The organism is Actinomadura sp. 6K520 (assembly GCF_004349245.1).
GTDB lineage: Bacteria > Actinomycetota > Actinomycetes > Streptosporangiales > Streptosporangiaceae > Spirillospora.
On sequence record NZ_SMLC01000089.1, the window covers coordinates 17,660 to 29,925 of the forward strand.

Sequence of the window (12,266 nt, forward strand, 5' to 3'; positions counted from 1 at the left end):
GATCCCATGGTCCCCACCTGGGCGCTGCGTCTCGTCCTCGCGGGGGCGATACTGGTGCTCGTCGGCGCGGCGACCCCGCAGGGCGCCGTCGCGGTCGCGAACGTGCAGTACTTCCTCAACTTCTTCGCCGGCGTGTTCGCGCTCGTGGCGATGACCATCGCGGTGATGAGCGGACTGCTGGCCACCGACCGCCTCATTCTGAAGATCCGCCACCGCGTCCTCGCGCAGGCCCTGCACCGCGCCTCCGCGATCGTGGTGGTGGCGATGCTGGTCGCGCACATCGCCGTGAAGGTGATGGCCGGCCTCGCGCTGCCCATCAACGTCGTCGTGCCGTCCGGCGGGGCGGTGGGGCTCGGCACGATCGCGGTCGACCTGATGCTCGTCATCGTCGTCAGCGGCCTGCTGCGGGCGCGGTTCGCGAACCGCGGCAAGGTCTGGATGTGGCGGTCGGTGCACGTCCTGGCCTACCTCGCCTGGCCGTTCGCGATCGTGCACGGCCTGACCGCAGGCCGGGCCGCGGCGAACTGGGTCGTGCTGTCCTACGTGCTGAGCGTCGTGTTCGTCGTCCTCGCCCTGATCACCCGCATCATCGTGGTGGTCAAGCCGCGCGAGCTGAACCGCGTCGACGACGAGATCGGCCCGTTCTCCAGGCCGGACGGTGCCGGGCGGCGCCGCGACCGGCGCGCGATGGCGGCGATGGAGCACGAGGAGGCCCGCGCCGCCGCGGCCTCCCGCGCGCGGGAGGCCGACCCCTTCGGCGACTACGGCTACGACGCCGACGACGACCCGCGCGGCACCGTCCAGGACCCGCGCGGCATGCCCGTGTACGGCGGCGGGCGTGACACCGAGGTCTACCGATGACCGCGACCGTCGCCGTCTCCGGCATCGGCGGTCCCCGGCTGACGCTCGGGTTCGACCGGTTCGACCGCCTGGACCTCGACCGCCACCTCGCCGTGCACGGCAAGCTCCGCGCGCCGGAACTCGACGACATCGTCCAGATGTGCGAGCAGGTCGACCTGCGGGGGCGCGGCGGGGCGGGGTTCCCGTTCGCCCGCAAGCTGATGGCGGTGGCGGCGCGGGTCAACTACCCGACCTCCGACCAGACCGCGCTGCTGCCCGGCGAGAAGGGCAACGAGCGCGGCTCCTGCGAGGACGTCGTCATCGTGGTGAACGGCGCCGAGGGCGAGCCCGGCAGTTCCAAGGACAAGGTGCTGCTCGGCCGGGCGCCGCACCTCGTCCTCGACGGCGCCCAGATCGCGGCGTCCGCGCTCGGCACCCAGCGGATCGTGGTGGCCGTCGAGGACGACGAGGCGGCCCGCTCGGTGCGCGCCGCGATCAGCGAGCGGCGGATGCCGGCGCGGGTCGTCCGGCTGACCGATCGGTTCATCTCGGGGGAGAGCGGCGCGGTGGTCCGCGCGATCAACGGCGAGGTGCCGATCCCGCCGGGCGTCAAGGTCCGCGCCTCCGACTCCGGCGTGGACGGGTACCCGACGCTGCTGTCCAACACCGAGACGTTCGCCCAGCTCGCCGTCCTGGTCTCCCTCGGCCCCGACCTGTACGCCTCGGCCGGGACGGAGGAGGAGCCGGGCACCACGATGCTCACCATCGGCAAGACCCAGGTGGTGGAGGCGCCGCTCGGCACGCCGCTGCAGACCGTGCTCGACCACTGCCAGGTGCCGCCGTCGCCGGGCGTGCTCGTCGGCGGCTTCCACGGGATGTGGCTCGGCCCGGCCGGGGTGTCGCGGGCCGTGCTGTCGCGCGCCGGGATGCGCCGGGTCGGCGGGACGGTGGGCGCGGGCATCATCCTGCCGCTCACCCAGGGCACCTGCCCGCTCGGCGAGGTCACCCGGATCGCCTCCTATCTGGCCGCGCAGTCGGCCGGGCAGTGCGGGCCGTGCCGGCTCGGGCTGCCCGACGTCGTGCGGGCCCTCAACGCCCTGACCGAGGGGGCGGGGACGGTGGAGGACGTCCGCCGCGCCGCCGGCATCGGCCGGGGCCGCGGCGCCTGCAACCATCCGGACGGGACGGCGAGGTTCGTCCTCTCGGCGATGGAGGCGTTCGCCGACGAGATCGACGCCCACCGGTGGGGCGGCGGCTGCGGCCTGTCGACCTACGGCGTCCTGCCGCTGCCGGTCCCCACCGGCTCGGAGGGCCGGGTGGCGATCGACTGGAGCCGCTGCGACGGCCACGGGCTGTGCGCCTACATCGTGCCCGAGCTGATCCAGCTCGACCGGTACGGCTTCCCCGTGGTGCTCGGCACCGACATCCCGTCATGGATGGAGAAGGACGTGCAGAAGGCGGTCGCGATGTGCCCCGCATTGGCGCTGCGCGTCGTCGAGGGGGTTCCCGGCGCGCCGTCGCGGCGCTGACCGCGGCACCCGTGCGCCCATTTACGGCCGCGAAAAAAGAGGAAATCAGCTGAAGGCGTTTGAACCCCTGACCCGGTGCGGCGCGTATCTCCCACCAAACCCGCGCCGGGTCCGTCGAGAGATCCTCGAAAGGAGGAACGAGTTCCCTTGAGGAAATCCTACGGAATCGCCGAAGTACGCAGGCTGTCGCGCCCGCGCATGGGCCGCACCCTGCTGATTCTGGCGGCCGTGGCGGCCGTGGGGGCCGCCTTCGTGGTCATCATGAGCCCGGTGGGCGTCCCCGCAAGTGGCGCGGCGAACCTCGGTGGCACCGTGAACACCCGCTGGGGACGGCTCAGCACTCTGGACAGGCAACTGGTCGTGGCCGTCAGGCAGGCCGGCCTGTGGGAGATTCCCGCGGGCCAGCAGGCCCAGCAGCGGGCGACCAACCCCCGGGTGAGGGAGGTCGCCGAGATCATCTGGCAGCAGCACGTGCAACTGGACGCCGATGCCCGCGCCACGGCGCAGAAGCTCGGCGTGATCCTGCCGAACGAGCCCAATGGAACCCAGAAAGCCTATCTCAGAGAGATGTCGGGCAAATACGGCGCCGATTACGACAAGATCTGGGTGCATCGGCTGCGTGCCGCACACGGGTCTGTCTTCGTGGTCATCGCCAAGGTGCGAGCGCAGTCCGAGAACACCGAGATCCGGGCGTTCGCAGAGCGGTCCATGAAGTTCGTCAACACGCACATCTCGCTGCTGGAGAGCACCGGCCTGGTACCCAGGCGTGCCTTGAAGTGACGTACATCCCACCCCGCAAAAGGGAGTACCTTTCCATGGGAAGTAAGAAAAAAGCCTTCGCCGTGATAATCCCGGCGCTCGCCCTCGTCACGTCGGCGTGTCAGGTGACGCCCGGCGGGGCCGCGGGCCCGCAGCCGGGCCAGAGCACCCCGGCCGCGGGTTCTGATCTCGACGGCGGACAGCTCGACGACGTGAAGAACCCGGGCGACCCCAACGGCGGCGGCCAGCAGCCCGGCGACGGGCAGCAGTCCCCACCCCCAGGTGACGGGCAGCAGTCCCCACCCCCGGGTGACGGGCAGCAGCCCGGTGACGGCCAGCAGTCCCCAGGCGACGGGGAGCAGCCCGGCGACGGGGAGCAGCCCGGCGACGGCCAGGGCAACGACCAAGGCGATGGTCAGGGCAATGACCAGGGCGACGGTCAGGGCGATGGCCAGGGCAATGACCAGGGTGACGGCCAAGGCGACGGTCAGGGCGATGGCCAGGGCGACGACCAGGGTGATGGTCAGGGCGACGACCAGCAGGTCGAGATCCCCGAGCTGAGGGAGGACCAGTACGTCCCCATCCAGCAGGCGCCGCGCGTCCGGCGGCCGCGCGCCACCCGCCGCGGCTCCACCGGCGTGTTCAACGTGGGCGACTGCGGAACCAACGAGGGCCAGGCGCACAGCAACCCCGACAACGTGGTCGCGGCACCCGGCGTCGTGAACGGCGCCCACCACGTCCACGACTACGTCGGCAACCTCGACACGGACGCCTTCTCGACCGACGAGACCCTGGCGGCGGCCGGAACGACCTGCGAGAGCGGCGACAAGTCCACGTACTACTGGCCGGTGCTGCGGCTCCGTGCGGGCGAGGACGCCTCGGACCGCGCCGAGCAGAACCGGATCGACGGCAACATCGGCAGCATCGTCGAGCCGACGGAGGCGCGCCTGGAGTTCCTGGGGAACCCGCGCAGCCGGGTCACCGCGATGCCGCCGTTCCTCCGGATGGCCACCGGTGACGCCAAGGCCGTGACGAACGGGCTGCAGAACGCGAAGGCCCAGTGGACGTGCACCGGCTTCGAGGAGCGCGCGTTCACCGACAGGTACCCGCTGTGCCCCGAGGGCAGCCTCGTCACGCGCGTGCTGAACTTCGCGAGCTGCTGGGACGGCCAGAACACCGACAGCGCCAACCACCGCGATCACGTCGCCTTCCCCGACGAGCGGACGGGCGCCTGCCCGGAGGGCACCCAGGCCGTGCCGCAGCTGCGGATGACGCTGACCTACGACGTGCCCGCCGAGCCGCTGGCGTTCGCGCTGGACAGCTTCCCCGAGTCGGGGCACGACCCGGTGACCGATCACGGTGACTTCATCAACGTGATGGGCGAAGAGCTCATGCAGCAGGTCGTCACCACCATCAACGGCCGGAAGAGCAGGCGCGGCGGCCAGGGCGGCGGCCAGGGGCAGGGGCAGCCCACCGAGCAGCCGGCCGCTCCCACCGAGGAGCCGGCCGCTCCCACCGAGGAGCCGGCGGTTCCCACCGAGGAGCCCGCCGACCCGAGCCAGGAGCCCGCTCCTCCCTCGGAGGAGCCCGCCACCAGGAATCAGCAGTACTGATCCATCCGACGTCCGGGTGACCCGGACCGCCCTGGGGTGACCCCGGACGCGCGGCCGGTGAGGATGCCGTTTCGACCTTCGGCGGCACCTCACCGGCCGCGTTCGCGCGTGCTCGCGGAGCCGGTGGTTACGATCGCGGTATGGACATCGTGATCGCGGGCGGGCACGGAAAGATCGCGCTGCGGCTGTCGCGGCTGCTGGCCGCGCGGGGCGACACCGTGCGGAGCCTCATCCGCAACCCCGGCCATGACGCCGACGTGCGGGACACCGGCGCCGAGCCGGTGCTGTGCGACCTGGAGGCGGCCGGCACCGGCGAGGTCGCCGGCCACCTGCGGGGGGCGGACGCCGTCGTGTTCGCCGCCGGGGCGGGGCCCGGCAGTGGCGTGGCGCGCAAGGACACCGTCGACCGGGGCGCCGCGGTGCTGGCCGCGGACGCGGCGGAGCGCGCGGGCGTCCGCGGCTTCGTGCAGGTCTCCGCGATGGGCGCGGGCGAACCGCCCGCGCCCGGCCGCGACGAGGTCTGGGACGCCTACATCAGGGCCAAGGGCGAGGCGGAGGACGACCTGCGCCGCCGCGGCGCCCTCGACTGGCTGATCCTGCGGCCGGGGCGGCTCACCGACGACCCGCCGACCGGCCGGGTGACGCTCGCCGAGCCGCCCATCGGGCACGGTGCGGTGACCCGCGACGACGTGGCGGCGGTCATCGTGGCGCTGCTCGACGCCGGCGAGGTCCGCCGCCGCACCCTCGACCTGCTGAACGGCAACATTCCGGTCGCGGACGCGGTCGCCGCGCTGCGCCCGGCCGGCCGCTGATCAGCTCGTGTAGAGCGACTCGATCTCGGCGGCGAACTCGCGGATCACGACGTTGCGCTTGACCTTCAGGCTCGGCGTCATGTGCCCGGCCTCCTCGGTGAAGTCCACGCCGAGGATGACGTGCCTCTTGATCGCCTCCGCCCGGCTGACGGACTTGTTGGCCTCGGCGATCGCGCCCTCGATCTCGGCGATCACGTCGGGGTCGCGGCGCAGCTCGTCCACCGTCATCGCCTCGGGCTTGCCGTGCTGCGCCTTCCACGGGCCGAGCGCCTCCTCGTCCAGCGTGACGAGGGCGCTGATGAACTTGCGGCCGTCGCCGACGACCAGGCACTGGCTGACCAGCGGGTGCGAGCGGAGCCGGTCCTCCAGCGGCGCGGGCGCGACGTTCTTGCCCGCCGCGGTCACGAGGATCTCCTTCTTGCGGCCGGTGATCCGCAGGAACCCGTCGTCGTCGAGGGCACCGAGGTCGCCGGTGTGGAGCCAGCCGTCCTCCAGGACCTCCTTGGTGGCGGCCTCGTTGTTCCAGTAGCCGCGCATGATGTTGATGCCGCGCACGAGGACCTCGCCGTCGTCCGCGATGCGGATGTCCACGCCCGGAATCGGCTGCCCCACGGTGCCGATCTTCAGGGCGGTGGGCCGGTTCACGCTGGCCGGGGCGGTCGTCTCGGTGAGGCCGTAGCCCTCCAGGATCGTGATGCCGACGCCGCGGAAGAAGTGCCCGAGCCGCTCACCGAGCGCGGCGCCGCCGGACACCGCGTACTCGACCTTGCCGCCGACCGCCGCGCGCAGCTTCTTGTACACCAGCGCGTCGAAGACCTTGTGCTTCGCCTTGAGGCCGATGCCCGGGCGGCCGCCGTCCAGCGCCCGGCTGTAGGCGATCGCGGTCTCGGCCGCCGCCTTGAAGATCTTGCCCTTGCCGTCGGCCGCGGCCTTCTGCTCGGCGCCGTTGTAGACCTTCTCGAACACCCGGGGGACGGCCAGCAGGAACGTCGGCTGGAAGGAGCCGAGGTCGGGCAGCAGGTTCTTGATGTCGCTGTGCCCGAGGACGATGCCGCCCTCGACCGTGGCGACCTGGATCAGCCGGGCGAACACGTGCGCCAGCGGCAGGAACAGCAGCGTGGAGCTGCCCTCGACGGCGACCTCGGCGATCGCGCCCTGGACGGCGTTGCGGGACGTCGACACCAGGTTCCCGTGGGTGATCTCGCAGCCCTTGGGACGCCCGGTGGTGCCGGAGGTGTAGACGAGCGTGGCGAGGTCGCCGGCCCCGCGGGAGCCGCGGCGCTCCTCGACCACGTCGTCGCCGACCTCGGCGCCCAGCCCCCGGACCTCGTCGACGCCCCCCGCGTCGATGCCCCAGACGTGCGCGAGTTCGGGGAGGCGCTCCCGTACCTCCTCGACCCTGGCGATGTGGTCCGCGGTCTCGGCGAACACGGCCTTCGCGCCGGAGTCGCCGACGATCCACTCGATCTGCTCCGCGGACGAGGTCTCGTAGATGGGGACGGACACCCCGCCCGCCGTCCAGACCGCGTAGTCGAGGATCGTCCACTCGTAGCGCGTCCGCGACAGCAGGCAGACCCGGTCGCCGGGCTCGATGCCGGCGGCCACGAGGCCCTTGGCGACGGCGGTGATCTCCGCGGTGAACTCGGCCGCGGTGACGGCGCTCCAGGCGTCGCCGCTCTTGCGGCGTGCCACGATGGTGCCCGGCTCCTTGGCGGCCCGGGTGAAAGGCGCGTCGGTCAGAGTGGCGGAGTCGGGGACCTCCACCATCGCGGGGACGCTGAACTCGCGCACGGCCTGCTCCTGTTGTCGATCGTCGAGGTGGGCGGGGAGTCCGCTGGGGATTCTCCGTGCCCGAATAATACCCACGAGTAGGGCTTATTCCAGGATGGACGCCGTATCGGCATCGGCTGACAGTGGCTGTTAACGGCACGGCAAAGACCGGCCGTCGTCCGCGGGGCCCGCCGCCCGGTCGCCTACGCTTGATCCGGTCGCACACGAACGCCGTTCCGGGGGAACGCCAATGTCGCTGCTCGAAGTGATCGCGCTGACGGCCGAGGACGCCCGTGCGGCGCAGGACGGCGGCGCCGACCGGATCGAGGTGGCCGCCGACATGGCCGCCGACGGCCTTACTCCCGATCCTGACGTCGTGGAGTCCATCCGGAAGGCCACGTCGCTGCCGATGCGGGTGATGCTGCGGGCCAAGGCCGGGTTCCGCACGACCGGGTTCGAGCTCGACCGGCTGCGGCGCGCCGCGGCCGGCCTCGCCGAGGCGGGCGCGGACGGGTTCGTGTTCGGCTTCCTCGACCCGTCCGGCCACGTCGACACGGCCGCCACCGGCAAGCTCGCCGCCGACATCGCCCCGCTGCCCTGGACGTTCCACCGCGCGGTCGACCACGCCGCCGTCCCCGGCCAGGCGTGGGACGCCGTCCGCCACCTCGGCGGCGGGCTCGACACGGTGCTCACGGCCGGTTCGGCGCGGGGCGTGGACGCCGGGGTGGACGTCCTCGTCCGGCGCGCGGCCGCCGGCCCCGAGGCGGCCGGAATGATCATGGCCGGGGGCGGGCTGCGCCGCAAGCACGTCGCGGTCCTCGCCGCCGCGGGCGTCACCGCGTTCCACGTCGGCACCGCCGTCCGCCCGGACGGCGCGTGGGACGCCCCGGTCGACCCCGCCCTGGTGAGCGAGTGGCGCTCGCTGGTGTCGGCCGCGACCGGCTGACCGGGCGCGGGCGCCGGCCCCGCGCCCGCCGGCGCGGATCCCGGCCGTTTCCGCCTGCGGTGCGTCCCATTACAGTCGTTTCATGCGGATCCACGTGGTGAGCGACGTCCATGGCCGCGCGGACGCGCTGACGAGCGCGGCGGACGGCGCGGACGTGCTCATCTGCCTGGGCGACCTGATCCTCTTCATCGACTACCACGACCACGGGCAGGGCATCTTCGCCGACCTGTTCGGCCAGGAGAACGCCGCCCGCTTCATCGGGCTGCGGACCGAGAAGCGCTTCGAGGAGGCCCGCGAGTTCTCCCGCGCCCTCTGGTCGTCGCTCGACGGCGACGCGTGGCCGCACATCGAGCGCGCCGTCGACCAGCAGTACGCCGAGCTGTTCTCGGCCATGCCCGCCCCCGCGTACCTGACCTACGGCAACGTGGACGTCCCGCGCATGTGGGGCGCGCACCTCAAGGAGGGCCACCACGTCCTGGACGGCGAGACCACCGAGATCGGCGGGCTCCGGTTCGGGTTCGTCGGCGGCGGCCTGCGCACCGAGTACCGCACGCCCTACGAGCTGGACGACGACGCCTACGCCGCCAAGGTCGAGGCCGTCGGGGAGGTGGACGTGCTGTGCTGCCACATCCCGCCCGACGTCCCCGAGCTGCTGTACGACACGGTGGCGCGCCGCTTCGAGCGGGGGAGCGCGGCGATCCTGGACGCGATCCACCGGACGCAGCCGAAGTACGTCCTGTTCGGGCACGTCCACCAGCCGCTCGCGAGCCGGATGCGCATCGGCCGGACCGAGTGCGTGAACGTGGGCCACTTCCGGGCCCGTGGCGTGCCGTACGTCCTGACGGTGTGAAAGATACGTTCTCTAGGGACAGCGGGCCCGTGCGCGGGCTCAGGACGAGCCGGAGGGAGACGCCGATGGCGGACCGCACGAGTTCCACCAGCACGGTCAAGGCGGGCAAGGCCGAGATCATGGCGGTGATCGCCGATCTGGCGGCGTACCCGGAGTGGGCGAGCGGCATCCGCGGGATCACCGTCCAGGAGACGGGCGAGGACGGCCGGGCGTCGCGCGCCGAGCTGACGTTCGACGGCGGCCCCTTCAGCGACACCGTCGGGCTCGCCTACACCTGGGAAGGCGACGACCGGGTGACCTGGAAGCTGGTGGAGGCGGGCTCGGTCGTCACCGGCCTGCACGGCTCCTACAGCCTGGCCGAGCGGGACGGCGGCACCGAGGTGACCTACGAACTGGCCGTGGACGTGCGCATACCGCTGATCGGCATGGTGAAGCGCAAGGCCGAGAAGCGGATCATCGACACCGCGCTCAAGGGCCTCAAACGCCACGTGGAGAGCTGAACACCCCGCAGTCACCAGAACACGGCGACGAGGCGATACCGTCACGCCGACGACCGATGGAAGATGGACCCATGAGTGAGCAGCCGGGTGACGTCCTGGACGAGGCGGCCAAGCTTTTCGACGCGCTGATCAGGCGGGTGAGCGGCGGCCGGGACCGGGACGCGGACGAACCGAGCAGCGGCGGGCCGGGCGGAACCGGCGCAGGCGGCAGCGGGCCGGGCACGGGCGAGGACGTGTGGGCCCGCGCCACCGCCGAGCAGCCGCGCATCGCCACCGGCGCCCCCGAGTGCCGTGACTGCCCCGTCTGCCGGGCCATCGCGATCAAGCGCGAGGCGGGCGGTGATGTGGGCCGCCATCTGCACGAGGCGGGGCAGGCGCTCCTCGCCGCCGCACTCGACGTGGTGGCCGCCGTCGACCGGACCCGCCGGAACCGGCCGCCGGAGGCGTCGAAGAGCCCGCGGGCGGGTAGGTCCGAGCGGTCGGAACGTCCTGATTCGGGCGATGCGTGGTCGGCCGCCACGGGCGGCGGCACCGCCGACATCGGGTAGTGCGGTTCAGGCTCCAGCCGGGGCGCTCGAAGAGGAGGAAGGGTACATGGCCCTGACCATCGGCGTGGATGTGGGCGGTACGAAGGTCGCCGCGGGGGTCGTAGACGACCGGGGGACGATACTGGAGAAGGTACGCAGGCCGACTCCATCGACCAACCCGAAGGAGACCGCCGAGACCATCGCCGAGGTCGTCGACCTCCTGAAGGGCAAGTTCGAGGAGGTGTCCGCGGTCGGCCTCGGCACCGCCGGCTTCGTCGACGAGACCCGCTCCACCGTCCTGTTCGCCCCGAACCTCGCCTGGCGGGAAGAGCCAATCAAGGAGAAGGTGGAGAGCCGCGTCGGGCTGCCGGTGGTGGTGGAGAACGACGGCAACGCCACCGCGTGGGGCGAGGCCCGGTTCGGTGCCGGGCGCGGCGAGAACTTCCTCGTCCTGGTGGCCCTCGGCACCGGCATCGGCGGCGGCATCATCATCAACGGCGAGCTGTACCGGGGCCGGTTCGGCATCGGCGCGGAGATGGGGCACTTCCGGGTCGTCCCGGACGGCCGCCGCTGCGGCTGCGGCAACCGCGGCTGCTGGGAGCAGTACGCCAGCGGCAACGCCCTCGTCCACGAGGCCCGCGACCTGGCCCGGGTGGCGCCCGCGATGGCGGGGCGCCTGCTGGAACTCGGCGACGGCCGCCCCGAGGGCATCAGCGGCCCGGAGGTGTCGCAGGCGGCCCGCGAGGGCGACAAGGCGGCGCTGGAGTGCTTCCGGACGATCGCGCACTGGGCGGGCCAGGGCCTGGCCGACCTCAGCGCGATTCTCGACCCGGGCGCGTTCATCATCGGCGGCGGCCTGTCGGACGCCGGCGACCTCCTCCTCGACCCGATCCGCGCGGCGTTCGAGGACGCGCTGACCGGCCGCGGCCACCGCCCCCTGCCCGACATCCGCATCGCCGAGCTGGGGTCGGCGGCCGGCATCGTCGGTGCGGCGGACCTGGCCCGCGTCCGTCCCCTCCAGGACGTCATCGTCTAGGTCTCCCCGGACCGACATGGCCGCCGTCCGCCTGCTGAGCTACAACGTCCGGTCGCTGCGCGACGACCCGGCCGCCGTGGCCCGGGTCGTCCGCGCCGTCGCCCCGGACGTCGTCTGCGTGCAGGAGGTCCCGCGCTTCTGGGCCTGGCGCCTCAAGCGGCGCCGGCTGGCGCGGGCGTGCGGGCTGCGCGTCGCGGCGGGACGGCGGCCCTGCGGGCTCGCCGTCCTGACCGCGCCGCACGTCCGCCGGGTCGCCCGCGAGTTCCACCTGCTCACCCCGGACGCGGGCCTGCACCGCCGCGCGCTGGCGATCGCGGTCCTGGAGGCCGGGGGAGTCCGCTTCATCGCGGCGAGCACCCACCTCGACCTGGCGGACGCTCCGCGACTGCGGCACGCCGGCGAGATCCTCACCCACCTCGGCCGTGCCCGCGCCCGCTACCGCGCCCCGGTCGTCCTCGCCGGCGACGTCAACGAGGACCCCGGCGGCGAGTCCTGGAAGGTCTTGACGAGCCACTTCCAGGACGCGTACGCGGCCGCTCCCACGGGCGGCGAACCGACGTTCTCCGCCCGCGATCCCCGCAGGCGCATAGACGCGGTCTTCACCGACCCGTCGATCAGGACCGCCGGGTGCGGAGTCCCCACCGGCGACACCGCGCCCACGGCCGACTACGTCAGGGCGACGGACCACCGCCCGCTGCTGGCGGATCTGGTGATCGGCCGGGAGCGGCCACCGCCGCCCGGCTGATCCTCTAGACGACGGCTCCGTCGTCGGGGTCGCGGGGTTCGTCGCCCATGCGGAGGACGAGGGTGACGAAGCCGCCGATGAAGGCGGCGACGGCCAGGAAGGCGGCCCAGCCGGGGACCTCCCAGTCGAGGATGACCGTGACCAGCAGGTAGACGGGGCCGCCGATCAGCGCGACCCAGGCGCCTTTGGTGAGGGGGTCGGCGCTGGGCAGCGGCGGGGGAGGGGGCGGTATGTAGTGGCCGTCGGGGTCCTCGTCCGGGGGGAACTCCGGCGGCTCGGCGGGCTTGATGACGCGGGCGCGGGGGAGCCGCCCGGTGCGGTCGTCGCCCTCCGGCGGGG

The 12,266-nt window shown here is 72.9% G+C and carries 12 protein-coding genes and 1 pseudogene; 11 read left to right on the plus strand and 2 right to left on the minus strand.

The window, feature by feature from the left end; all coding sequences use genetic code 11:
- Positions 1–6 precede the first annotated feature (6 nt).
- The 5 genes from E1289_RS22495 to E1289_RS22515 all read left to right on the plus strand — a co-directional run bounded on the left by E1289_RS22495 (position 7) and on the right by E1289_RS22515 (position 5,553).
- A complete protein-coding gene (locus E1289_RS22495; protein ID WP_131983289.1) occupies positions 7–861 on the plus strand; it encodes a hypothetical protein in 855 nt (284 codons plus the stop codon).
- A complete protein-coding gene (locus E1289_RS22500; RefSeq protein ID WP_131983291.1) occupies positions 858–2,369 on the plus strand; it encodes an NADH-quinone oxidoreductase subunit NuoF family protein in 1,512 nt (503 codons plus the stop codon). The genes E1289_RS22495 and E1289_RS22500 overlap by 4 nt, the downstream gene beginning before the upstream one ends.
- A gap of 147 nt (positions 2,370–2,516) precedes the next feature.
- On the plus strand, positions 2,517–3,149 hold the full coding sequence (locus E1289_RS22505; protein WP_243713075.1) for a DUF4142 domain-containing protein: 633 nt from the start codon (positions 2,517–2,519) through the stop codon (positions 3,147–3,149).
- Between the two features lie 35 nt (positions 3,150–3,184).
- Positions 3,185–4,741: a DUF1996 domain-containing protein gene (locus tag E1289_RS22510; protein ID WP_207929087.1), complete on the plus strand. Its 1,557-nt coding sequence runs from the start codon at positions 3,185–3,187 to the stop codon at positions 4,739–4,741.
- A gap of 140 nt (positions 4,742–4,881) precedes the next feature.
- Positions 4,882–5,553 (plus strand): SDR family oxidoreductase, encoded by a 672-nt coding sequence (locus E1289_RS22515; RefSeq protein ID WP_131983293.1) that lies wholly within the window; start codon positions 4,882–4,884, stop codon positions 5,551–5,553.
- Here the strand turns inward: E1289_RS22515 and E1289_RS22520 are convergent, their stop codons facing one another.
- Entirely contained in the window at positions 5,554–7,344 is a 1,791-nt protein-coding gene (locus E1289_RS22520; protein ID WP_207929088.1) for an AMP-dependent synthetase/ligase, read from the minus strand. It abuts the gene before it with no gap.
- Between the two features lie 229 nt (positions 7,345–7,573).
- Between E1289_RS22520 and E1289_RS22525 the strand changes: the two genes are divergently transcribed.
- The 6 genes from E1289_RS22525 to E1289_RS22550 all read left to right on the plus strand — a co-directional run bounded on the left by E1289_RS22525 (position 7,574) and on the right by E1289_RS22550 (position 11,927).
- The gene (locus tag E1289_RS22525; protein WP_131983295.1) at positions 7,574–8,269 is read left to right on the plus strand and encodes a copper homeostasis protein CutC; all 696 of its coding nucleotides are present in this window, start codon (positions 7,574–7,576) and stop codon (positions 8,267–8,269) included.
- Between the two features lie 82 nt (positions 8,270–8,351).
- A complete protein-coding gene (locus tag E1289_RS22530; RefSeq protein WP_131983297.1) occupies positions 8,352–9,119 on the plus strand; it encodes a metallophosphoesterase in 768 nt (255 codons plus the stop codon).
- 65 nt (positions 9,120–9,184) lie between these two features.
- A complete protein-coding gene (locus tag E1289_RS22535; RefSeq protein ID WP_131983299.1) occupies positions 9,185–9,619 on the plus strand; it encodes an SRPBCC family protein in 435 nt (144 codons plus the stop codon).
- Between the two features lie 71 nt (positions 9,620–9,690).
- Entirely contained in the window at positions 9,691–10,167 is a 477-nt protein-coding gene (locus tag E1289_RS22540; RefSeq protein WP_131983301.1) for a hypothetical protein, read from the plus strand.
- A gap of 46 nt (positions 10,168–10,213) precedes the next feature.
- Entirely contained in the window at positions 10,214–11,182 is a 969-nt protein-coding gene (locus E1289_RS22545) for an ROK family glucokinase (RefSeq protein ID WP_131983303.1), read from the plus strand.
- A gap of 16 nt (positions 11,183–11,198) precedes the next feature.
- Entirely contained in the window at positions 11,199–11,927 is a 729-nt protein-coding gene (locus tag E1289_RS22550; RefSeq protein WP_131983305.1) for an endonuclease/exonuclease/phosphatase family protein, read from the plus strand.
- A 4-nt stretch (positions 11,928–11,931) separates the two neighbouring features.
- Here the strand turns inward: E1289_RS22550 and E1289_RS22555 are convergent.
- Positions 11,932–12,266 (minus strand): annotated as a pseudogene (locus E1289_RS22555) (hypothetical protein); the annotation flags it as partial.